The following is a 22,771-nucleotide window of genomic DNA, read 5'->3' as shown; positions in this document are numbered from 1 at the left end:
CCCGATACCCATGACCGGTAACGAAGGACCCGCAGGCCCGTACGACCCGGACGACGATCCGGATTCCGATCCCGACAACCTCATCACCAACGCGCCTCTCCAGCCAGACCAGGCGGAGGGGGAGGACGTTTCCGAACAAGAATGACGCACCGACAGACACGGTGCGTCATAAGGGACCCAGCGGCGCGGCTCCTGGGCGGGGGAGTGCAGGCCGCGGAAGCGCAGAACTTCCGGCGCAAGCGAGCGGGGCCCCGAACCTCAATGGTTCGGGGCCCCGCTCGTTGTTCGGATCTGCCGATGTCAGTGCTTCGTATCGGGCAGGTTCGCGTCGGATCCGTTCGAGTCGCCGTGCACGCGCTCCTGGTACTCACGGAGCGTGGCGCGCAGTTCGGCCTCGGCCTCGTGGTGAGCGGCTTCGAGAGCAGCCGTCTCCTCAGCCGGGTCCGGACGCCACCAGCTGCCGGCGCCGGGCTTACCTGCGGTACCGAGACGGTTCATCGTCTTCGGGATCGCGGCGCCCTGGTACTCCAGCGGAACCGGGTGACCGTGCTCGTCCACCGGGCCGAGCGGCTGGTGGATCTCGACGTACTCACCGTGCGGCAGGCGACGGACGATGCCCGTCTCGATGCCGTGCTCGAGAACCTGGCGGTCGCTGCGCTGGAGGGCCAGGCAGAACCGGTAGGCGATGTAGTACGCAAGCGGCGGCAGCACGACCAGGCCGATACGACCCATCCACGTCGTCGCGTTGATCGAGATATCGAATTTGTACGCGATGATGTCGTTGACGCACATGATGGTCGCGACCGCGTAGAAGGCCAGGGCCATCGCGCCGATGGCGGTACGGACCGGCACGTCGCGCGGACGCTGCAACAGGTTGTGGTGAGCGTCGTCCTTGGTGAACCGCTTCTCGATCCACGGGTAGATCGTCAGGAGCACGAACACCAGGCCCATGATCAAGGCGATCCAGAAGGGCTGCGGGATCGTGTAACGGTCGAAGAGGTAGAGCTCCCACGCCGGCCAGATGCGGGCCATGCCGTCGGTCCACATCATGTAGATGTCCGGCTGAGAACCTGCCGAGACTTGCGACGGGTTGTACGGGCCGATGTTCCAGACCGGGTTGATCTGGAGGAGGCCGGACATCAGCGCGAGGACCGCGAAGGTCATCGCGAAGAACGCACCGGACTTGACCGCGAAGACCGGGAGGATGCGAACACCGACGACGTTCTGCTCCGTGCGGCCGGGGCCGGGGAACTGCGTGTGCTTCTGGTACCACACCAGCGCGAGGTGCGCGGCGATGAGCGCCAGGATGATGCCCGGCACCAGCAGGACGTGCAGGACGTAGAAGCGCGGGATGATCAGGTCACCGGGGAAGTCGCCACCGAACAGCGCCCAGTGCATCCACGTGCCGATGACCGGGATGCTCAGCGTGATGCCGGAGAACGCGGCGCGGAGGCCGGTACCGGAGAGCAGGTCGTCGGGAAGCGAGTAACCGAAGAAGCCCTCGAACATCGCCAGGATGAGCAGCAGCGAGCCGATCACCCAGTTCGCCTCACGGGGACGGCGGAACGCACCGGTGAAGAAGATGCGCAGCAGGTGAACCACGATGGACGCCGCGAACATCAAGGCGGCCCAGTGGTGGATCTGCCGGACGAACAGGCCGCCACGAACCTCGAAGGACAGGTTCAGTGTCGTCTCGTACGCCCGGGACATCCCCACACCGCGTAGCGGCTGGTAGACGCCGTCGTACACGACGTGAGCCATCGACGGATCGAAGAACAGGGTCAGGTAGACGCCCGAGATCAGCAGGATGATGAACGCGTAGAGCGCGATCTCGCCCAGCAGGAAGGACCAGTGGGTCGGGAAGACCTTGTTGATCTGCCGACGGATACCGGCCGAAAGGTGATACCGGGAATCGATGTTCTCGGCTGCCTTTGCGGCGTGGGATTGAGTTGCAGTACTCACGGGCGACGCTCCCAAAATGCCGGGCCGAGCGCCTCGATGAAGTCACCGTTGGCGACCAGGAAGCCCTCTTCGTTCACTGTAATAGGTAGCTGCGGCAAAGCACGAGCGGCGGGACCGAAAACGGGCTTGCCGTATTCGAGCGCGTTGAACTGCGACTGGTGGCAGGGGCAGAGGATGCGATTGCTCTGCTGCTCGTACAGCGACGTCGGGCAACCGAGGTGGGTGCAGATCTTCGAGAAGGCGAAGTAGTCGCCGTAGTTGAAGCTCTCCTGGCCCTTGCGCTTGATGGCGCGCTCGGCATCTTCCGTGCGCAGGCGGATGAGCATGACCGAGTTGCGGATGCCGCGAAGGCTCTGCAGCAAGGCGTGGTCGTCGCCGCGGTCGGATTCGCGGAAGGGGAAGACCGTCTCCATGCCGCCGGCGTCGAGATCCTCCGGGCGCACCAGGACGATGTCCTGGGGACGGCCGGTGTCGCGGCGCAGGTAGATGGTCTCGCCCTCGTAGTTCGGAGTCCAGCCCGACACCCACAGGGGCGACTTGTCGCCCTGTGCCCAAGGGTTCTTGATCAGGCCGCCGAGCGGCATGATCAGGCCCACACCGAGCGCGCCGCCACCGAAGATCGCGGTGCGCTTGATGAGCTTGCGACGCGGAAGCGTCGACGTCTCCAGCGAATCGGAAAGCTCGGCGACGATCGTCTTGCGATCGACCTCGGACGAGGGGCCGTCGTGACGATCCTGGATCGACACCTCTTCGGGGATGAACTTCTTCGTGAACTGCACGGCGCCGACGCCGATACCGAGGATCGACAGACCCAGGGTGAGGCCGAGAAGCGGCGTGTACAGGTTGTAGAGGGTGTAGTTCGCCTCGCCCGGAGCTTGGTACTCCCACGGCCAGAACAGGTAGACCGCGATGAACGCGATCCCGGCGATGCCCGCGAGCGCGAACCAGAACGCGACGTTCCGTTCGGCGCGCTTCTCCGCGCGGGTGCCCTCGACGGGCCACCGATCCTTACGGAATGCGACATCGACTCCGTCGAGATTCGTTCCGAGCGCGACGAGATCGTCGCGGCTCATCTGTTCGAGGTTCTCGACCGAATGCTTGTTAGCCGGCGTTTCGCCGCCACTCATGACCTTGCTCCGATCCACAGTGCAGCGCCGACGACGGCGACAATGCCGATGACCCACATCGTCGGGCCTTCGGATGCCGGGCCGAACCCGCCCAATCCGTAGCCGCCGGGGTTGGTCGTCTCGCTGGATGCCTTGACGTACGCGATGATGTCCTGCTTCTCCTCGACCGTCAGCTGACGGTCGGAGAACTTCGGCATGTTCTGCGGCCCGGTGAGCATGGCCGTATAGATCTGCTGCTCGTTCGCCGGATCGAGATTCGGCGCGAACTTACCGGACGACAGCGCGCCGCCGCGGCCGGTGAAGTTGTGGCAGGAGGCGCAGTTCTGACGGAACAGCTCGGAACCGCGACCGATGTCGTTGCCGCGCAGCGACGACTGGGCGATCTCGCCGTTCTCGTCACGAATGACGGTCGGGCCGCCACCGTTCGCCTGGATGTATGCACCGAGGGCGTCGGTCTGAGCCGCATTGAACTTCGGCTCCTTGCGGAGCGCCTGGGCCTCGTTGCGCGAGGCCGGCATGCGACCGGAGGAGACCTGGAAGTACACGGCTGCTTCGCCGACACCGATCAGGGTGGGACCGCGGTCCTGCACACCCTGCAGGTTGATGCCGTGGCATGTCACGCAGGAGGTCTCGTAGAGCTGCTTGCCTTCGCGGATCAGTGCGCTCTGATCGTCCTGCGCAGTGGCCACCTGCGGGGCAGGGGTCAACGCGGAGGCAAGGAAGCCGGCGCTGAGCAGGCCGACCGCCAGGACCAGGGCGCCCGTGACGCGCCGGCGGAATTTGCGCTGGCGGCGGGACTTGGCAGCGGAAGCTGTCGAGGATCGACCGGGCATGTCACCCTCGGAACCGAGAGGTGGGGATGAACTCATCTGTATCCCTTTTTGGTTTTGGGACGGACTGGACGTCAGGGGGCTGCCTGTGCGTTCAGCTGGCTAACGGATGAAATAGATCGTGGCAAACAGTGCGATCCACACGATGTCGACAAAGTGCCAGTAATACGAAACGACGATGGCTGCGGTGGCCTGCGCGGGCGTGAACTTGCTGACTCGGGTACGAATCAACAGGAACACGAAGGCGACGAGGCCGCCGATCACGTGGAGGCCGTGGAAGCCGGTGGTGATGTAGAACACCGAGCCGTACACGCTGCTGGAGATGCTCGTTCCGTCCGCGACCAGCGTGATGTATTCGTAGCCCTGCCCGAGCACGAAGAAGGTGCCCATGGCGAGGGTGATGAGGTACCACCGTCGCAGCCCGAAGACGTCGCCGCGTTCCGCTGCGAATACGCCCATCTGGCATGTGAAGGAGGAAGCGATCAGCACTGTGGTGATCGGAACCGCCAGCCACAGGTTCAAGTGGGTGGGCGGCGGGGGCCACATGCCCTCCGGCGCCTGCGCCCGTGCCACGAAATACATGGCGAAGAGCCCTGCGAAAAACATGAGCTCGCTGGACAACCACACGATGGTGCCGACGCTGACCAGGTTGGGCCGGTTCAACGAGTGCACGCGCTGTGTGATTGCAGATCCTGAAGTCCCTACTGCGCTCGTCACGCTGGCTAGTATGACCCGTCGTAGTACGTCTTGGGCAATCGGGGCCGAAATCGGCGCGTCAGTGCTGGTCGTAGACCGATAATTCCCCTGGTGGGGTGGTCGTGCGGGGTCTTAGGGGACGTGCAATCGTGGTGCAATGAGCACCGTAAGTGGCATGTGGGACCGGCTTTGCGCGATGGTGTCCCGTCGCCGGGAGCCCCTCGACCGCGAGCGTACGGACCTCGTGGTGGTGGTGTCTTCGTTCGACGACGCCGAGGCGTGTTCGACGGCTTTGGCGCGCGGCGCCGAATCGGAGCCGTACTGGTCCGAGTCGGAGGAGGCGGTGTTGCGTCACCACCTCTCGATTCCGCCGGGCGGTGTCGACCGCGCGGTCGAGTTGGCCGCGCAGGATGGTTACACCGTCGGCGCCGCACCGGCTGGGACTCCCGCCGGCGCGGACGGCCACACCGCCCTGATGCTGCAGCGCGTCCAGGTGCTCGACGCAATGCACTGCGCGCAGGAGAAGTCGCGGATGGTCTCGCTCGCGCAGCGACTCGGTGGCACCGCGCACGGGTGGGACGCACTACAGCCCCCTCAGACCCCTGGCTAAGCTTCCGGGCGGAAGGGCACACCGGTGCCCGGTAGGGAGCGGAATGCGGCGAGGGCAGGTGCGATGAACGTGACGCGAGTGGCGAACGAGGTGGTGACCACCTGGCCTTCGGTCCTCGGCGCACTGACCGCCGGACACGATCTTTCCCGTGAGCAAGCGCAGTGGGCGATGGAGGAGATCTTCTCCGACAATGCGACGGCGGCACAGATCGCCGCCTTCGGCGTCGCGCTGAAGATGAAAGGGGAAACCCCCGACGAGTTGCGCGCGCTGGCGGACACCATGCTCGGGTACGCCCGGCTCGTTCCCGTCGACAACGACGTGGTCGATGTCGTGGGTACCGGCGGGGACCGCGCCGACACCGTGAACATCTCGACGATGGCATCGATCGTGGTCGCAGCCTCCGGGATCCGTGTCGTCAAGCACGGAAACCGGGCAGCGTCGTCGAAGAGCGGCGGCGCCGACGTGCTCGAAGCGCTCGGTGTGCACATCGACCTCGGGCCGGAGCAGGTGGCGCAGTCGGTCGCCGAGGCGGGAATCGGATTCTGCTTCGCGCCGGTCTACCACCCCGCACTCCGCTTCGCCGCGGCCCCGCGCAAGCAGATCGGCATCCCGACGGCGTTCAACGTGCTCGGTCCGCTCACGAACCCCGCGCGCCCGCGCGCGGGACTGATCGGATGCGCGTTCGAGAATCTCATCGGCACCGTCGCCGGTGTGCTCGCCCAGCGCGGCACCTCGGCACTGGTGGTGCGCGGCGACGACGGCCTCGACGAACTCACCACCTCGACCACCTCGACGGTGCACATCGTGCGGGACGGCGAGATCAGGGTCGTGACCCTCGACCCCACCGACCTCGGCATCACCCGGGTTCCTCTCGAAGCGCTGCGCGGTGGCGACGCAGAGAAGAATGCTGCCATCGCCCGTACCGTGCTGGCGGGAGAGACCGGTCCGGTGCGAGACGCTGTCCTTCTCAATGCAGCCGGTGCAATCGCAGCGTTCCGCGGCATCGACGGCAGTCTCGAAGAAGCACTGGCGGAAGGACTCGAGGCCGCCGCGGCCGCGATCGACAGCGGCCGGGCCGCAGAGGTCCTGCGCACCTGGGCCGACGTGACCACGCGTCTCGGCGCGGCGCCGCGCGACTAGGACGACGAAACGGATCGTGGGCCCGGACTCGTCGGAGTCCGGGCCCACGATCGTGTTTCGAACGGGTCAGCTGCCGATCGAGAATCCCGCGTCCACGTCGGCGCTCGAGTAGGACTGGAAGGCGATGTGTGTGACGGTCTTCGTCACACCTTCGACCTTGTTGATGCCGCGAGTGACCACTTCGGCGATCTGCTCGTGGTCACGCACGCGCACCAGAGCCACCAGGTCGACGTCCCCGGCACACGAATAGACCTTGTCGACCCCGGCGAGGTCGGCCACCGCTTGCGCGGTCTCCGGAATGCGGTGCGCTTCGGCGTCGATCAGGACGATGGCGTTGATCATGAGGGCTCCTTGCCTTCCTCGGGTTCCATCAGACTATGTGGTCGTCCGTTCGCCGGGTGTCACCGCCGAGACGGCCCGGGCGTCGCGGGCGAGTTCTGCCCAGTCGTGCCAGCGTCCGGCCCCGAGAGCGGGCTCGCACCAGCCGTGGCTCGTGCGGACGATTCGGACGCCCCCGGAGTCGAGCCAGCGTGCGACCAGGCCCAGTTCTTCCGGTGACGCGCCCCGGAACGGCCCCGGCGCCGGTCGTACCGTCTCGGCGGCCGCAGTGAGGGCTTCCACAACCGGCATCGGTGGCACACCGCGGGGTGCGACGCCGGCGGATGCGAGCCTCCCGGCCCGCACGACTGCGAACTCCCAGCCTCCCTCGTCGCGCGGGCGGGCCGCGACGAGTTCGTCCACCGCGGCGAGTGCAGCGAGTCGCTGGGTGCGTCGCAGCGCGAGCAGGGTGCCCGCTGCGCGGTCGCGAAGGCGCGCCGCGTTCTCGAACAACTCCTCGCGCACAAGTTGGTCGAGGCGCTCCTGCAGGTCGAGGAGAACGCCGTCGTCGCTTCCGTGGATCACCGTGCGGGCCCGCTCGACCTGCCGCGAGTACGCCGCCGGATCCTGGATGCCGAACGCCGCGGCAGCACACGCGCCCACTGCCTCGGGCTGACACCGGTCCCCGTGCGTGCCCGTCCGGCCGATCCGGCGGGTACAGGTGCGTACCCCGCACAGTTCGGCGAGGTGGGTGGCGACCTCCGCCGCGGCGGCACGGGCAGAGAACGGCCCGATCGCGTCGGTGGTGGGGGTGCGGCTCACCGAGAAGCGGGGGAACGTTTCGTCGGTGAGCACGATCCACCAGCCCCGCATCGGGTATTTCGAGCGCCGATTGTAAGGCGGAGTGTGGGCGGCCAGCAGCCGCAGTTCGCGCACTCCGGCTTCGAGGCCGTGGGCGCACTCGACGTGGTCGATGCGCGTGGTGACCGCGACCATTTCACGTAGCCGTGGCCGGGTTTCCGACCCGGTGAAGTAGGAGCGGACCCGGCGGTGGAGATCGACGGCGGTGCCGACGTAGAGCACCTCGTCGGAGGGTCCACGAAACATGTAGACGCCCGGACGCCGCGGCAGATGCGCTGCCAGCGTGCGTTTGGCCCGTTGTTCGCTGGTGACGGCCGGGATGTAGTCGCGGAGTTCGGTGAGACTGTGGACGCCGAGATTGCCCACGCGCTCGATGAGCGCGTGCAGCACGTCCACGGTGGCGCGGGCGTCGTCGAGTGCACGATGGGTCGGCTGGGTCGAGACGCGGAAGAGCTGGGCCAGTGCCGACAGCTTCACCGAGGGCGCCTCGTCGCGGCCCAGGACCCGGCGAGCCAGCTTGACGGTGCAGACCACCGGGAACCGGGGCCACGCCGCCCCGCAGCGCGCGGTGGCGGCCTTGAGGAATCCGACGTCGAACCCGGCGTTGTGCGCGACGAGCACCGACCCCTCGGCGAATTCGAGAAACGCCGGCAGGACTTCCTCGATCTTCGGTGCGGCGTACACCATCGCGGTCGTGATCCCGGTGAGCTGCACGATGTGCGGCGGAATCGCGCGACCCGGGTCGATCAGTGTCGCGAACTCGCCCAGTACTTCTCCGCCGCGGATCTTGACCGCGCCGATCTCCGTGATCGCATCGTCACCTGCCCTGCCTCCGGTGGTTTCCAGGTCGACGACGACGAACGTGGTGTCTCGCAAGGGGGTGTCCAATTCGTCGAAGCCGAGCTGGACCCCCGGCCCGGACTCGATGAATCGTGGCGGCGACGTCATGCGGGAAGCCTAGGAATCGGCACCGACACGGGTGACGACCGCTGGGTGCGGGTGCCGCGACCGGCTTCGCGACACCTTGGCGACCACCTGGGGAAATACGGACGTAGCGGATGCCGACACCGGATCGAGACGAGCGTCACACGCGGGTCTCGGTTTGGGATATCGGGAGGCCGGGGAACGCCGAAACATACCGGTGGGCCTGCCTTCGGGGTCGCCCGGGGACGATGGCGACACCAGCGCGCAGAAGCGGCCGGAAAGGCCGGAGACCAGGGGAGGCGCTCGCGGTCGCTCCGACTGTTCGTGACCGGAGGAAATCGACACGCCCGGGATGGAGCGCGAAGCAGACCGGTCGTTATGTCGTTGTTACCGAATGCGTACAAAAACTGCGATTTCGGCCGAAAATAGAGCAAAAAGGACATCCTGCAACGGGGTCGCTCGACTTCACCGTTGCCGTTTCGTAACCTTAATGAGACCAAGCGGAGAGTTTTCCGACCCACCCCCGGTGTCGGAGCCGCTCGGTAACCGCCTAATCGGAGTGCTCCACTGACGGAGCGTCCGAGCCGGGGACCCACTAGGTATCTGGGGTGAATCCCTTCCGCCGCTCGCGGCGAAGGGTAGGGCTGACTTCCGGCCCGAACCCGTCAGCTAACTCGGTCGGCGGGTGAACGGAAGAATGGAGCACCCCCTCGTGGTTTCGCACAACAACAAGCGCACCGTTCGGCGCGCGCTCGTCGCCGGAGCCATCGCGCTCGGCGCAGTGACCGTTTCCGCCGGCCCTGCCGCCGCGGACCCCGTGAACATCCCCGGAGTCGGTACGTTCGACCTCCCCGCCGGCGTCAGCCTGCCGCCCGAGGTCGCCGACCTCATTCCTCAGCAGCCGAGCGCTGCCCCCACGCCGGCGGCGTACACCGCCCCGTTCACTTCGGTCGGCCAGCGTGCGGCCGATGCCGCTCAGAGCAAGATCGGAGCTCCCTACGTCTACGGTGCCGCCGGCCCGAATTCGTTCGACTGCTCCGGTCTCGTGCAGTGGGCCTACCAGCAGGCCGGCGTCAATGTCCCGCGCACGAGCTACGACCAGGCCGTCGCCGGCCAGGCCGTGAGCATCTCCGACCTGCAGCCGGGCGACGTCGTGTCGTTCTACGGCGGCAGCCACACCGGGATCTACATCGGTGGCGGCAACATCGTCCACGCCTCCACCTCCAGCCAGCCGGTGAAGGTCGCGCCACTCGACTCCATGCCGGTCGACGGCGCACGTCGCTTCTGACCGCAGATTCTTCGACGACGTGAGGGTGGGTCCGACTCGAGTCGGACCCACCCTCACGTCGTCTGCCGGTCCGTTACCACCGGGTAGACACGGACGTATGCCATTCCGTAACCTCATCGAGACCTTTCGAAAGGATGCGCCTTCGTGGTTTCCGGTAGGACGAAGCAGGCAATTCGCGCGTTTCTGGCTGTAGCGGTGCTGATGGCTCTGGCCATATCCATTCCGCCCGCGGGCGCGCACCCGACGGACGACAGTCCCACGGCGAAACTCGAGCATCTCGCGGACCTCTCCCGCCGGTCCGAACAGACCACCGAGGCGCTCCACAACGCCGGACTCGACCTGGAAGCCAAGATCGCAGACCAGCACGCGACCGAGACGGTCGCCGCCGAGGATCGCACCGCGCTGGATCTGGCGCGAGCCGAGGTCGCGCGGTTCAAGCCCACCGTCGACAAACTCGCGCAGGCCAACTACCGCGGCGCCCGCACCAACCGCCTGTTCGCCCTCATGGTCAGCGATTCGCCGCAGCAGATGCTCGACCAGATGGTGCTCCTCGACGTCCTGGGCGCGCAGACCGCACGCGACGTCGAAGGATTCAAGGTCGCGACGGCCGCGGCCGCCGAAGTCGCAGCGGCATCGCAGCGGTCGGCGGAGGTGGCCGCTCGCGCCGCCGAAGAGGCGCAGGTACTCCGCGACGATCTCGAGCGCCGGAAGTCGGAACTCGAGAGCGAAATCGCCGGAGTCCTCGACGCGTTCGACGCGCTCAGCGACGAGGAGAAGGCAGTGCTCGCGGGCACGCCCTTCCCTCCCGGCCTCGACGCCGACAAGATCCTGCAGCATCTCGTTCCCGGCAACGGCGGGGGAGCGTTGCGTGCCGCCCTCACCCGCATCGGCGACCCGTACGTGTGGGGCGCGACCGGACCGAACCAGTTCGACTGCTCGGGTCTCGTCGTCTGGGCCTACAAACAGGTCGGCAAGACCCTGCCGCGGTCGAGTCAGGCCCAGGCGCAGGGCGGTGTCCCCGTCTCGCGCGACAATCTGCAGCCCGGCGACGTGGTGATCTTCTACGACGACGCCTCCCATGTGGGCCTGTACGCGGGTGACGGCAACATCGTGCACGCGTCCACGTTCGGCGTGCCCGTCAAGGTGCAGTCGATGGCCAGCTTCCCGTTCCACAGCGCACGCCGCTACTGACACGATCGGCGGCCCCTTACACTGGCCGCCGTGCCTGCGCCCGCGTCGACGAACCGTCATCGCCGGTGGGAACGACTCGGCTTGGCCGGGCTCGTCCTCGCCGTCGTGGCTGCCGGTGTGCTCCTCGTCGTCGCACCGGCCGATTCGGCGGACACCGACCGCTCCACACGCGCCGAACTGCAGTCGCTGATCGACCGCTGGGCTGATGCGGTACGCGCCGCGGACCGGGACGCCCTCGCCTCGGTCATCGACCACACCGCCACAGCACTGCTCGAGGCCGAGACTGCGCGTGCCGAGTCACTCGCGGCGCTCCCGCTCACCGACTTCGGATACGAACTCGGTCCCGAACCGGACGTCGACGTGCCCGCGAGTCTCGCCGCTGCCTTCGGCACGGATGCGGTCCGCGCCCACATCGTGTACCTCCGCTACGCGGTGGACGGCATCGACGACGAACCGACCCGTCGCCCCGTGACCGCGTTGTTCGTCGAGCGTCCCGGTGGCTGGCTGCTCGCCGACGACGCGCCCGACCTTCCCGGCGCCGTGACCTGGCGCGGACCGTGGGATCACGGGCGGCTGTACGTACTCGAGGTGCCCACCTCCGGCGGTCGATCACTGGTGATCGGGCCGGCCGAGCGCCGCGACCTCATCGAGGCGACGGCCCTCGAACTCGACTCCGCCGTCGACGCCGTCTCCGAGGTATGGGGTGACGACTGGCCGCGGCGTGCCCTCGTCGTCGCGACGGGTTCTCGGGAGGAATTCACGCACCAGGTGGGATCGAACCACGACGGGGAAGAGATCGCCGCCGTCGCCGTCTCGGACGTCGTGCGGCCCGGGAGCGCCGTCGCGACCGGCCAGCGGATAGTGTTCGCTCCGAACGCGGCGGAACGACTGTCCCGTGCGGGGCTGCGCGCCGTGCTGCGCCACGAAATGGTGCACATCGCCGCCCGCACCGAGACGGTGGACGGCTCGCCGTTGTGGATCCTCGAGGGCTATGCCGACTACATCGGATACCGAGGGACGGGCACCGCACCCACGGGTGGCGTCACCGCCGACGATCTCCGGCGGACAGCCCCGACCCTCGTCGCGACAGTTCGCGAGGACGGTCCGCCCGATTCGTTACCCGGCGACAGGGAGTTCAGTGCCTCCGAGGTCGCACGTACCGCCTACGAGACGGCATGGTCGGTGGCGGCATTCACCGCCGAGGAGTTCGGAACAGACACCTTGACGTCGCTGTACCGGGAACTCGCCACCGGACCGGTCGATCAGGACGGGGTCGACGACGCGCTCCGAAAGGTCGTGGGCATCGGCACCGACGACTACATCGACCGGTGGGGCGAGTGGGTGACCGAGCGTCTGACAGCGGGCTGAGCCGACCCGTCCACCCGGGACCGGCACCGGCATCGCTACCGTGTAGCCATGTCGCGAACTCTGCTGGTCACGAATGACTTTCCGCCCAGGCCCGGCGGTATCCAGTCGTATCTGCAGGCGTTCGCAGGACAGTTGCCCGCCGAGGATCTGGTGGTCTACGCACCGCGGTGGCGCGGCGACAGCCACGTCGAGTTCGACGCGCAGCAGCCGTACGAGGTGGTCCGGCACCCCACCACACTGATGCTCCCCACCCCCGACGTGGCGCGCCATGCCGCGCGACTGGTGTCCGAGCACGACTGCGACAGCGTCTGGTTCGGCGCAGCCGCCCCGCTGGCACTGATGGCTCCGGCCATGCGCCGAGCGGGAGCGCGACGCGTGATCGCCAGCACCCACGGCCACGAAGTCGGATGGTCGATGGTGCCGGGCGGACGCGCGGCCCTCCGGCGAATCGGCGAAACCGTCGACACGATCACATATGTCAGCCGCTACACACGCGGCCGGTTCGCCTCGGCGTTCGGCCCTCGTGCCGGCCTCGAGCACCTCCCGTCGGGCGTCGACACCGATGTCTTCTGCCCGGACCCGGTGGCGCGCGCCGAATTGCGGGCCAGATACGGCCTCGGCGACCGCCCGACGGTGCTGTGTCTGTCACGACTGGTTCCGCGCAAGGGCCAGGACATGCTCATCCGCGCGCTGCCCGAGATCCGCCGCCGGATCGACGGTGCCGTACTGGTCATCGTCGGCGGCGGCCCCTACGAGGACAGTCTGCGCGACCTCGCGCGGCGTACCGGCGTCGCGGAGCACGTCGTCTTCACCGGTGGGGTCCCCGCCGCCGAGCTCGCGGCACATCACACGATCGCCGACGTGTTCGCGATGCCGTGCCGGACCCGCGGTGGGGGACTCGACGTCGAAGGTCTCGGAATCGTGTACCTCGAAGCGTCCGCGACAGGTGTTCCGGTCGTCGCGGGCAGGTCCGGTGGCGCCCCGGAAACCGTGCGAGACGGGGAGACCGGATTCGTGGTGGACGGCACGTCGGTGACGGCGATCGCGACGGCCGTCGCCGGCATCCTCGCAGACCGGGACCGGGCCGCGGCGATGGGCGCGGCGGGCCGGGCATGGGTGTCCGAGGACTGGCGATGGGACGTGCTGGGCGCGAAGCTGCGCCGGTTGCTCGAGGTCGCACCGGTGCCGTCGTCCCCCGATGCCGATCGGCGGGGTGACGGACGAACCCCGTCCGCGGGTATGTGAAGCTGTCCCCGTGAGCAGCATTCAGGTGGCGGACCAAACCTTCATCGCCGCACCCCCCGAACGGATCGCGGCGGCCCTCGCGTCGCCCTCGCGTTGGCGCGCCTGGTGGCCCGACCTCGCGCTCACGGTCCGTGAGGACCGAGCCGAGAAGGGCATCCGGTGGGCCGTCACGGGCCCCGTCAACGGAACGATGGAAGTGTGGATCGAGCCCGTTCTCGACGGAGCGGTCGTGCACTACTTCCTGCACTGTGAACCCACAGGCGTGGCACCCGAGCGCATCGCGTCGGTGGACACGGCGAGTCTCACCCACGCGCGTCGCATCGCGGGAAAGAAGATGACATTCGAGGTGAAGGCGCGCCTCGAGGCAGGTCGTCCGGCAGGCGAATCCCCGCACTTCTGACGTCTTAGCCGCTCGATACGGTGTGTGGTAGACAACGGACGACGGCGAACGCGCCGCGTCGGGTGGACGGACGAAAGGGAGCATTCATCGCATGGCCGAGAAGACCAAGAGGTCGATCACCATCGATGCGCCGGCCGATCGGGTCATGGCTGTCATCGCCGATTTCGCCGCCTACCCCACCTGGGTGGCCGCCGCCAAGACCGTCGAAGTGCTCGACACCCGGCCCGACGGTCTCGCCGACCGGGTCCGCTTCGTGCTCGACGCGGGAATCGTGAAGGACACCTACGTTCTCCGGTACCAGTGGGCCGAAGACGGCCGTGCCGTGAGCTGGGAGCTGGAATCCGGTGAGATCCAGAAGGCACAGTCCGGCTCGTACGTTCTCAACGACACCGCCGACGGCGGGACGGTCGTCGACTACCGGCTCACCGTGGACGTCAATATCCCCATGATCGGGTTGTTCAAGCGCAAGGCGGAGAAGGTCATCACCGACACCGCGCTCAAGGAACTGAAGAAGCAGGTGGAGGGCTGAGCACCTCGGGTGGGGCGGACCCCGCGCGGGTGCGCGTGTTCTTCGGTAAGGGTGGCGCCGGGAAGACCACACTCGCCGCGGCGACGGCAGTCGGCCTCGCCCGCACCGGGGAAGCGGTGCTCATCGCTTCGATCGACCAAGCTCATTCGCTGTCCGGCGTACTGGGCGTCGCAACCGGCCCGGGTGTGCGCGCCGCAGCGGACGGACTCGACCTGATCGAGATCGACTCGCTGGCGTTGCTCGAGCAGCGGTACGCGAGCGTGGCGTCGCTGGCGTCCCTGGCAGCGGGCCACGAGCACGGTGACCGGTTCGCTCTTCCCGCACCCGAGGAACTCACCGGGCTGCCGGGGATCGAGGGACTGCTCGCGCTGTCGGAGGTCGCACGTCTCGCCGGGAGCGGCCGGTGGAGCACCGTGATCGTCGATGCACCGGCGTCGGCCGACGCGGTGCGGATGCTTGCGGCACCGCGCACGATCTCCGAATACATGGACCGCATCTGGCCGCAACACAGCCGTGTCGAGGCGGCGGTCGGGCCCGACCCGCGACTGGCGGTCGTCGTGGCGCTGTTCGACCGGGTCCTGAAGGGCATCGAGGCCACCCGCGATCTGCTCGAGGACCCCGCCAGGACCACCGCCGTGCTGGTGTCGACCCCCGACCGTGTCGGGCTCACCGAACTGATCCGGCTGCGATCGTGGACGGCCCTGACCGGGTTGACGCTCGAAGCCGTGGTCGCCAACGGCATCGTGCCGGCATTCGACGACGACGGACCGGCCGGGCAGTGGCTGGCTCGCCGGCGCGGCGACCAATCGGCGGTCCTCGACGAGATGACCGCGATCGTCACGGAGGTGCCGGTGGTGGCGTGTGAGCAGCGCGACGAGGAACCGGTAGGGTGGGCGTCTCTCGGGGAGTTGGCGACCGGGCTTCTCCGGGATCTCCGCGATCCGCACGCCCTTCCGGGCGGCGGCGTGGAACGGGTTCGCGTACAGCACGAGTCTGGGACGGGGGTGGATGCGGTGTATGCGATGCGGATGCATCTGCCGCTGGCCGATCCGACGTCGCTGACGCTGGGACGAGTCGACGACGATCTCGTCGTCGGTGCCGACGGCATCCGCCGGCGCATGCGACTCGCCTCGGTGCTACGCAGGTGCACGGTGTCGGAAGCAGAATTCGACGGCACCGATCTGGTCGTACGCTTCGTGCCCGATCCGGCGGTGTGGCCGCAGTGACCGACGACTACGACATGCTCCTCGCCGACCTGAGAGTCCTGGCCGACACGGTCCTCGACTTCATGGACGGGATGGTGGATCAGCTTGCGGACCGCGGTGACGCCGCGGGCGCAGGACATACCGCGCACGCGTCGGGTGAGCACGGCGGCGACCCGCGCGGCGCCGCCGAATCGGGCACTCCGGCGACGACAGGCTGCTCCTGGTGTCCGGTGTGCGCCGTGGTGGCGTTGTTCCGCGGTGAGAATCACGAGTTGCTGACGCGTCTCGCGGCTCAGCTCGCCATGTTCGTCGCCCTGATACGCGAATGGCTCGCCCGTCATCTTCCGGGGCGGCCCGACCCGTCGGCGCCCACCGATCCGGCGCCACCCGAGCCCCGCGACCCCGGCAGAGGATTCGTACCGATCTCCGTCACCATCCGACCCTGACCCCGCAGTCTGTAGGTATGAGCCCGGACTCGCGTCAGCCCGTTTCCTCCGCGCGCCACACCATCGGAATCGATGTGGGTGGCACCAGCATCCGGGCTGCCGTCGTGAATCGCGACGGTGAGGTGGTGGACTCGGTGAGAGCACCGACCCCCCGGTCGGCACCCGTGCTCGAGGACGCCCTTCACCGGGTCGTCGGACAACTCGCCGAACGCAACGACGTGGCGGCGGTCGGTCTCGCGGTCGCGGGTTTCCTCACTGCCGACTGCAGCACGGTGCGGTTCGCCCCGCACCTGCCGTGGGTGGGTGCACCCGTCCGCGCGACGCTCACGGAGCGATTCGGATTGCCGGTGGTGCTCGAGCACGACGCCAACGCCGCGGCGTGGGCCGAGTACCGGTTCGGTGCCGCTGCAGGGAGCCGGGTGGCGGTGATCGTCGCGCTCGGCACCGGGATCGGCGCCGCGTTGCTCGTCGACGGTGTGCTGTACCGCGGCGCCTACGGCGTCGCGCCGGAACTCGGTCATCTGCAAGTCGTGCCGGACGGGCGGCCTTGCCCGTGCGGGAAGCGCGGCTGCTGGGAGAGGTATTGCAGCGGAACGGCACTCGTCGACACCGCAGTGGAGATGCTTGCTGCGAATCCCGGCAGATCTCAGCTCGCAGCGGGCGTCGCCGCAGATCCCGGTTCGCTGACCGGGCGCCGGATCGCCGGGGCCGCGCAGGACGGTGACCCCCTTGCGGTCGCTGCGGTCGCGGATTTCGCCCGCTGGCTGGGGCTCGGCCTGGCGATGGTGGCCGACATCTACGATCCCGAGATCGTCGTGATCGGCGGTGGGGTGTCCGGGTCGGCATCGTTGTTCCTCGACGACGCGCGGGAGCACTACGCGGCAGCGACCACCGGCGCCGGTCACCGTCCGCTCGCGCGGGTCCGCGTCACCCAACTGGGTGACGCGGCGGGACTCGTCGGCGCCGCGGACCTTGCCCGCGCCGCGGTCGGCGAGGCGAGATCCTGATCACCTCGCGGGCCCGTGCGTGGGGCCGCGCACGTTGCCGATGTGCGTGTGATGGGCGCGCCGTCGTAGAGTCGACCGACGGGACGGTTGTGCTGCCTCCGCGCCGGCGCATATCGGGGACCGATCTAGTTCGGGGAAGGATGCCATGTGGTATTGGCTGTTGAAGTACGTTCTGCTGGGCCCGCTGCTCTTGCTCATGGGACGTCCGAAATTCGAAGGCGGCGAGAACATTCCCGCCAACGGTCCGGCCATCCTGGCGAGTAATCATCGCGCGGTGCTCGACTCGTTCTACCTTCCCCTGCTGGTGCGGCGGCGGATCACCTTCCTCGCGAAGAGCGAGTACTTCACCGGACCGGGCCTCAAGGGCCGGCTCCAGCGCTGGTTCTTCTCCGCCGCGGGTCAGGTTCCCATCGACCGCACCAGCGCCGACGCCGCGCAGGACGCCCTCGCTGCCGGTGTCCGCGTCCTCGGCCAGCAGAAGTTGCTGGGCATCTACCCCGAAGGCACCCGCTCGCCCGACGGTCGTCTGTACAAGGGCAAGACCGGACTGGCGCGGCTCGCGCTCGAGACCGGGGTCCCCGTCATTCCCGTGGCGATGATCGGAACCGACCAGATGAACCCGATCGGGTCGAAGATGTGGCGGCCGGCGAAGGTCACCGTGCGCATCGGCAAGCCCATCGACTTCTCCCGCTTCGAAGGCATGGGCGGTAACCGGTTCGTCGAACGTACGGTCACCGACGAGGTCATGTACGCCCTCATGCAGTTGTCCGGCCAGGAATACGTCGACATCTACGCGGCCACGCTCAAGGATCCCAAGCCCGACGACGTCGCGGAAGGGCCGGCCGTCGCGCAGGCACCGGATGCGGATCGTCTGCCGGACACCCAGGCGGGCTGATCGAGAGCACGACCCCGCAGGACTCGGGCGCGGCTACCCCGGCATAATGTGAGTACGTGCGCTACTTCTACGACTGCGAGTTCATCGAGGACGGTCGAACCATCGAACTCGTATCGATCGGTGTCGCCTGTGAAGACGGCCGAGAATTCTATGCGGTATCAACGGAATTCGATCCCGACCGGGCGGGGGAGTGGGTCCGACGGAACGTGCTTCCCAAGCTACCGGCACGGTCGCACCCGGCGTGGCGCTCGCGCGACCGGATCCGCGACGACCTGCTGAAGTTCCTCGTTCCCAGGCCCGGCGTCCTACCGGAACTCTGGGCATGGATCGGTGCGTACGACCACGTCGTCCTCGTGCAGCTGTGGGGTACCATGCCCGAACTGCCGGAGGTCCTCCCGCGGTACACCCGCGAGCTGCGTCAGCACTGGGAATACGCGGGCAGACCGCCGCTGCCCCGGGTACCCGACGACAACCACGATGCGCTCGCCGACGCCCGCCACAACCTCGCGAAGTTCGAAGCGATCGAGGCCGCGCGCCGCCAGCAATAGCAGCTGCTTCCGGGGTCACCGCACGACCGGTCGCGCCGGGTCATATCCTGGTTCTGTGAACTGGACTGTGGACGTGCCGATCGACCGCTTGCCCGAACTGCCTCCACTGCCGTCGGAGTTGCGCGAACAGCTCGACGTGGCACTTTCGAAGCCGGCGTTGCAACAGCCGAGCTGGCCGGAGGAACAGGCCGCAGCGATGCGGACCGTGCTCGAGAGCGTGCCTCCCATCACCGTTCCCAGCGAGGTCGAGGAGCTCCGGAGGCAGCTCGCGGCGGTCGCTCGCGGTGAGGCCTTCCTGCTGCAGGGAGGCGACTGCGCCGAGACCTTCGCCGACAACACCGAACCGCACATCAAGGGCAACATCCGCACGCTGCTGCAGATGGCCGTCGTCCTCACCTACGGGGCGTCGACGCCCGTCGTCAAGGTGGCCCGGATCGCCGGGCAGTACGCCAAGCCCCGCTCGTCCGACACGGACGCGCTCGGCCTGAAGTCGTACCGCGGCGACATGATCAACTCCCTCGTCGCCGAGGAGAGCGTGCGAGTGCACGACCCGTCGCGGCTGGTGCGGGCCTACGCCAACGCGAGCGCCGCGATGAACCTCGTGCGTGCGGCCACCGCCGCCGGCGAGGCCGACCTGCATCGGGTGCACGACTGGAACCGCGAGTTCGTCGCGTCGTCGCCCGCGGGTGCGCGCTACGAGGCCCTCGCCTCCGAGATCGACCGGGGCCTGCGGTTCATGGATGCGTGCGGTGTGGTGGACCCCAACCTGCGTGCCGCGACGATCTACGCCAGCCACGAGGCCCTCGTCCTCGATTACGAACGCGCGATGCTGCGTCTGGACAAGTCCGGCGACGAACCGCGTCTGTACGACCTGTCTGCGCACTTCCTGTGGATCGGCGACCGCACGCGCCAACTCGACGGCGCGCACATCGCGTTCGCCGAACTGCTGTCGAACCCGATCGGTCTGAAGATCGGCCCCTCGACCACCCCGGAGATGGCCGTCGAGTACGTCGAGCGCCTCGACCCGACCAACACGCCGGGGCGCCTGACGCTCATCTCGCGGATGGGTCATTCGAAGGTTCGGGAGGTCCTTCCGGGCATCGTCGCGGCCGTCGAAGCCACCGGTCACAAGGTGATCTGGCAGTGCGATCCGATGCACGGCAACACCCATGAGGCGTCCACCGGCTACAAGACCCGCCACTTCGACCGCATCGTCGACGAGGTGCAGGGCTTCTTCGAGGTGCACCGCGCACTCGGCACACACCCGGGTGGCATCCACATCGAGCTCACCGGTGAGAACGTCACCGAGTGCCTCGGCGGAGCGCAGGACATCTCCGACCTCGACCTCCACGGCCGGTACGAGACGGCATGCGATCCCCGCCTAAACACCCAGCAGTCGATCGAACTGGCGTTCCTCGTCGCCGAGATGCTGCGCGGATAACAGCCAGCGGTGACAGCCCGTCGCCGATGAGAGTCCCGGATTCACCGATCAGGGCAGCGCGGTCAACGTGACCGTGCTGCCCTCTTCTGCGCGACCGTTCGCACCCGGGCTCTGAGCGATCACCACGGACCTGTCGGAGTCGGCGACCTGCCGCACCGACACCACGAATCCCAGATCTTCGAGTTCGGCGCGGGCAGAGCCGACCGACCGTCCGAGCATCGACGGCACCTTGACCGCGTCGGACACCAGCAACGTCACCGTGCCACCGGCACGGACCTCGGTGCCGGCCTCCGGATCGGTACCCGAAACGAGCCCGGCGTCGACCTCCGGATCGAACACCTCGTCCACCTCACTGACCGTCAGTCCGGCGTCGTCGAGGATCCGTCGCGCATCGTCGACGGTGCGTCCGGTGAGATCGGGCAGCTCGACCGGTGGTGAGCCCTTGCTCACCACGACTCGGACCTCCGAACCGACCGGCAGAACCGCGCCGGGCGCCGGGTCGAGGGCTGCCACGCCACCCTCGGGCACTGTCGTGCTGAACGCGCTGCCGCCGTCGACCGGCTCGAACGTGCGCCGGCGCAGTTCGTCCTCGACGACCGATCGCTCACCCGACCCCGGAATATTCGGCACCGTGGGCGGGCCCAACGAGACCAGCAGTGCCACCGAGCCCCCGTCCGGGACCCGGGAGCCGGCCGGGGGATCGGTACCGAGCACCGTCTCGGGTGGGATGTCGTCGGAATACTCCCCGCGGACCTCGCTCGTCAGGCCGGCTGCCTCGATGGCGGAGACGGCCGCAGCCCGGTCGAGTCCGTTCACCGTCGGTACATCGGTGAGCCGCCCGGCGCCGAGCCACCATCCTGCGATACCCATGAACAACGCGATCACGAGGATCGCCACGATCCACCCGATCACCGAGTGCCGGTGCCGGCGCTGGTCGCTCACGTGGTCGGTACGAGGCGCCGGCGGCTCCGGGTCGTTGCGCGGGTGCGGCTGCGTGACGACCTTGGTGTGCATCGTGCGGGTGGGGTGGTGTCCACCCGGGGGTATCGCCGGGTCGGCGTGGTCGGGAGATCCGTGGTCGGGAGAGTCGGTGTCGGCAGCGCGCCGACCGGGCACGACCGGGTGGACGGCGGTGGGAGCATGCGTCGACGGCGACGCCGACGACCCTGCCGACGCCGTGGCTGTGGTGATGACCGTGGTCGCGGGTTCTTTGTGCGACGCGGCCGCAACGGCCGGAGCGGCAACGGGTGCCGCGTTCGGCGTATCGGCCGACTTGCGTGGGGCCGGTACGCGATACCGGGGAAGATCGAGTGCGTCGCACGCCTCGCCGAGCGCGCGTGCCATCGCCTCGGCGTCGTCGAACCGCGCGCCGGGTTCGCGTTCGGTGGCTCGGCGAACCAGTTCGTCGAACTCCTCGGGTACCCCCTCGATCCACGATCCCGGGTCGGGGACGTCCTTTTCGACCCGCTGGTACGCCACCGACAGAGAGGTGTCGCCTGTGAACGGGGTGTGTCCGGTGAGCATCTCGAACACGAGCACCCCTGCGGAATAGACGTCGCTTCGGGCGTCCGCGCTACCGGTGGTGACCTGCTCCGGCGACAGGTACGCCGCTGTGCCGAGAATGACGCTGCGCGAGGTCGTGGTCGCTGCGGCGACCGCACGTACCAGTCCGAAGTCGGCGATCTTCACCTCGCCGGCTTCGGAGATGAGAACGTTCTCCGGCTTCACGTCGCGGTGGACGAGGCCGGCACGGTGGGCGACGGCCAGCGCCCCGAGGACGGGCGCGGCGACGGCCGCGGCCGCGTGAGGCGGCATCGGGCCGCGTTCGCGCAGCAGTTCGCGGAGGGTGCCACCTTCGACCAGTTCCATCACCAGGAATACGTGGTCACCGTCCTGGCCCTGGTCGTACACGGCGACGAGACCGGGGTGGTTGAGCCGGGCGACCGCCCGGGCCTCGAATTCGAAGCGGGCGAGAAACTGGGGGTCGGCCGCGAACTGCGGATCCATGATCTTCACGGCGACCGGACGGTCGAGGCGCAGATCCGTCGCGCGGTAGACCGTGGACATCCCACCGCGTGCGATACGCGATTCGATGCGATAGCGCCGGTCGAGCACGACACCGACCATTCGGTCGCCTCCAGCGGTCACCCGGTGTACCCCCGTCTCTGGTGTGGATCATCGACAACCGGCACCGGACACCACTGCCGTGGTGCCGGCGAGACGGAGTACGTCGTCGCTGCCGCGCAAGCCGATCTCGTCCTCTGTAGATGGTAGCCAGACCGTCGAACCGGCAGCCGCGTAGATGCCCGTGGATGAGCGACGATACCGTGGTGGAGTGAGTGCGATTCCCTATTGCGACGACGTCCTCGACCCATCCATCTCCGTATATCAGCTCGTCGACGTGGCACAACGCCTCGACGTCCCGATCGTCCGCGTCCACCAGATGCTGCGCGACCGCCAGCTGCTCGCGCTCAAGCGCAACCGCGTGCCCGTGGTGCCCAAGGCGTTCTTCGACGAGGACGGGCAAGTCCTGCGGCCGCTTCGGGGGCTGCTCGCCGTGCTTCACGACGGCGGATTCCGCGACGAGGAGATCCTCGAGTGGCTGTTCCACGACGACGACACGCTTCCGGGTGGGTGTCCGATCGCGGCGTTGCACACCGACTCGGCGCGTGAGGTCGTGCGGCGGGCTCAGGCTCTCGCCTTCTGACGGACGGAACGGGCGGACGCTGAGGCGACCTGT

The 22,771-nt window shown here is 68.1% G+C and carries 23 protein-coding genes and 1 riboswitch; of the genes, 16 read left to right on the top strand and 7 right to left on the bottom strand.

Annotation, left to right across the window (positions count from 1 at the left end; all coding sequences use genetic code 11):
* Positions 1–10 precede the first annotated feature (10 nt).
* The gene (locus RDCOP1_RS21725; RefSeq protein ID WP_255311412.1) at positions 11–145 is read left to right on the top strand and encodes a hypothetical protein; all 135 of its coding nucleotides are present in this window, start codon (positions 11–13) and stop codon (positions 143–145) included.
* A gap of 155 nt (positions 146–300) precedes the next feature.
* Here the strand turns inward: RDCOP1_RS21725 and qcrB are convergent, their stop codons facing one another.
* The 4 genes from qcrB to ctaE form a co-directional block, all read right to left on the bottom strand.
* On the bottom strand, positions 301–1,962 hold the full coding sequence (gene qcrB / locus RDCOP1_RS05715) for a cytochrome bc1 complex cytochrome b subunit (RefSeq protein ID WP_072699141.1): 1,662 nt from the start codon (positions 1,960–1,962) through the stop codon (positions 301–303).
* The gene (qcrA, locus tag RDCOP1_RS05710) at positions 1,959–3,089 is read right to left on the bottom strand and encodes a cytochrome bc1 complex Rieske iron-sulfur subunit (protein ID WP_072699140.1); all 1,131 of its coding nucleotides are present in this window, start codon (positions 3,087–3,089) and stop codon (positions 1,959–1,961) included. The genes qcrB and qcrA overlap by 4 nt, the downstream gene beginning before the upstream one ends.
* A complete protein-coding gene (gene qcrC, locus RDCOP1_RS05705; RefSeq protein ID WP_174555770.1) occupies positions 3,086–3,958 on the bottom strand; it encodes a cytochrome bc1 complex diheme cytochrome c subunit in 873 nt (290 codons plus the stop codon). Before qcrC ends, qcrA begins: the two co-directional genes overlap by 4 nt.
* A gap of 63 nt (positions 3,959–4,021) precedes the next feature.
* Positions 4,022–4,636, bottom strand: coding sequence for an aa3-type cytochrome oxidase subunit III (ctaE, locus tag RDCOP1_RS05700; RefSeq protein ID WP_072699138.1), 615 nt, complete (start codon positions 4,634–4,636; stop codon positions 4,022–4,024).
* Between the two features lie 136 nt (positions 4,637–4,772).
* On the opposite strand from ctaE, the gene RDCOP1_RS05695 reads away from it, so the two are divergent.
* Entirely contained in the window at positions 4,773–5,225 is a 453-nt protein-coding gene (locus RDCOP1_RS05695) for a hypothetical protein (protein ID WP_231922924.1), read from the top strand.
* Positions 5,226–5,288: 63 nt separating this feature from the next.
* Positions 5,289–6,365: an anthranilate phosphoribosyltransferase gene (gene trpD, locus RDCOP1_RS05690; RefSeq protein ID WP_072699136.1), complete on the top strand. Its 1,077-nt coding sequence runs from the start codon at positions 5,289–5,291 to the stop codon at positions 6,363–6,365.
* A gap of 66 nt (positions 6,366–6,431) precedes the next feature.
* Here trpD and RDCOP1_RS05685 read toward each other — a convergent pair whose 3' ends face one another.
* Positions 6,432–6,707, bottom strand: coding sequence for an Lrp/AsnC family transcriptional regulator (locus RDCOP1_RS05685; RefSeq protein WP_072699135.1), 276 nt, complete (start codon positions 6,705–6,707; stop codon positions 6,432–6,434).
* Between the two features lie 33 nt (positions 6,708–6,740).
* Complete coding sequence (locus RDCOP1_RS05680) at positions 6,741–8,492, bottom strand: DEDD exonuclease domain-containing protein (RefSeq protein ID WP_072699134.1); 1,752 nt, start codon at positions 8,490–8,492, stop codon at positions 6,741–6,743.
* Between the two features lie 513 nt (positions 8,493–9,005).
* Positions 9,006–9,168, top strand: a riboswitch (cyclic di-AMP (ydaO/yuaA leader).
* A gap of 12 nt (positions 9,169–9,180) precedes the next feature.
* Here RDCOP1_RS05680 and RDCOP1_RS05675 point away from each other — a divergent pair.
* From RDCOP1_RS05675 to RDCOP1_RS05620, 12 genes are all read left to right on the top strand, one after another.
* On the top strand, positions 9,181–9,756 hold the full coding sequence (locus RDCOP1_RS05675; protein WP_072699190.1) for a C40 family peptidase: 576 nt from the start codon (positions 9,181–9,183) through the stop codon (positions 9,754–9,756).
* A gap of 144 nt (positions 9,757–9,900) precedes the next feature.
* Positions 9,901–10,947, top strand: coding sequence for a C40 family peptidase (locus RDCOP1_RS05670; protein WP_072699133.1), 1,047 nt, complete (start codon positions 9,901–9,903; stop codon positions 10,945–10,947).
* 30 nt (positions 10,948–10,977) lie between these two features.
* Complete coding sequence (locus tag RDCOP1_RS05665; RefSeq protein ID WP_072699132.1) at positions 10,978–12,315, top strand: hypothetical protein; 1,338 nt, start codon at positions 10,978–10,980, stop codon at positions 12,313–12,315.
* A gap of 48 nt (positions 12,316–12,363) precedes the next feature.
* A complete protein-coding gene (locus RDCOP1_RS05660; protein ID WP_072699131.1) occupies positions 12,364–13,560 on the top strand; it encodes a glycosyltransferase family 4 protein in 1,197 nt (398 codons plus the stop codon).
* Between the two features lie 10 nt (positions 13,561–13,570).
* Positions 13,571–13,960, top strand: coding sequence for a polyketide cyclase / dehydrase and lipid transport (locus RDCOP1_RS05655; protein WP_197713471.1), 390 nt, complete (start codon positions 13,571–13,573; stop codon positions 13,958–13,960).
* A gap of 91 nt (positions 13,961–14,051) precedes the next feature.
* Complete coding sequence (locus RDCOP1_RS05650; RefSeq protein ID WP_072699129.1) at positions 14,052–14,489, top strand: SRPBCC family protein; 438 nt, start codon at positions 14,052–14,054, stop codon at positions 14,487–14,489.
* 29 nt (positions 14,490–14,518) lie between these two features.
* Positions 14,519–15,715 (top strand): ArsA family ATPase, encoded by a 1,197-nt coding sequence (locus RDCOP1_RS05645; RefSeq protein ID WP_072699128.1) that lies wholly within the window; start codon positions 14,519–14,521, stop codon positions 15,713–15,715.
* Positions 15,712–16,140, top strand: coding sequence for a hypothetical protein (locus tag RDCOP1_RS05640; RefSeq protein WP_072699189.1), 429 nt, complete (start codon positions 15,712–15,714; stop codon positions 16,138–16,140). The genes RDCOP1_RS05645 and RDCOP1_RS05640 overlap by 4 nt, the downstream gene beginning before the upstream one ends.
* A 17-nt stretch (positions 16,141–16,157) precedes the next feature.
* Entirely contained in the window at positions 16,158–17,147 is a 990-nt protein-coding gene (locus RDCOP1_RS05635; protein ID WP_072699127.1) for an ROK family protein, read from the top strand.
* A gap of 145 nt (positions 17,148–17,292) precedes the next feature.
* A complete protein-coding gene (locus RDCOP1_RS05630) occupies positions 17,293–18,042 on the top strand; it encodes a lysophospholipid acyltransferase family protein (protein WP_072699126.1) in 750 nt (249 codons plus the stop codon).
* A 56-nt stretch (positions 18,043–18,098) separates the two neighbouring features.
* Positions 18,099–18,590, top strand: a complete 492-nt coding sequence (locus RDCOP1_RS05625; protein ID WP_072699125.1) for a polyadenylate-specific 3'-exoribonuclease AS — start codon at positions 18,099–18,101, stop codon at positions 18,588–18,590.
* A gap of 55 nt (positions 18,591–18,645) precedes the next feature.
* The gene (locus RDCOP1_RS05620) at positions 18,646–20,031 is read left to right on the top strand and encodes a class II 3-deoxy-7-phosphoheptulonate synthase (protein ID WP_072699124.1); all 1,386 of its coding nucleotides are present in this window, start codon (positions 18,646–18,648) and stop codon (positions 20,029–20,031) included.
* A gap of 48 nt (positions 20,032–20,079) precedes the next feature.
* On the opposite strand, the gene pknB is transcribed toward RDCOP1_RS05620, so the two are convergent.
* Positions 20,080–22,179: a Stk1 family PASTA domain-containing Ser/Thr kinase gene (gene pknB, locus RDCOP1_RS05615; protein ID WP_084722435.1), complete on the bottom strand. Its 2,100-nt coding sequence runs from the start codon at positions 22,177–22,179 to the stop codon at positions 20,080–20,082.
* A 187-nt stretch (positions 22,180–22,366) separates the two neighbouring features.
* Between pknB and RDCOP1_RS05610 the strand changes: the two genes are divergently transcribed.
* On the top strand, positions 22,367–22,738 hold the full coding sequence (locus RDCOP1_RS05610; RefSeq protein ID WP_072699123.1) for an Rv2175c family DNA-binding protein: 372 nt from the start codon (positions 22,367–22,369) through the stop codon (positions 22,736–22,738).
* Positions 22,739–22,771: the final 33 nt, after the last annotated feature.

Origin of the sequence: Rhodococcus coprophilus NBRC 100603, assembly GCF_001895045.1 — a bacterium.
Taxonomy (GTDB): Bacteria; Actinomycetota; Actinomycetes; order Mycobacteriales; family Mycobacteriaceae; genus Rhodococcus; species Rhodococcus coprophilus.
Note: the sequence above shows the minus strand (reverse complement) of the source record. Positions and strands in the feature narration are given on the sequence as shown.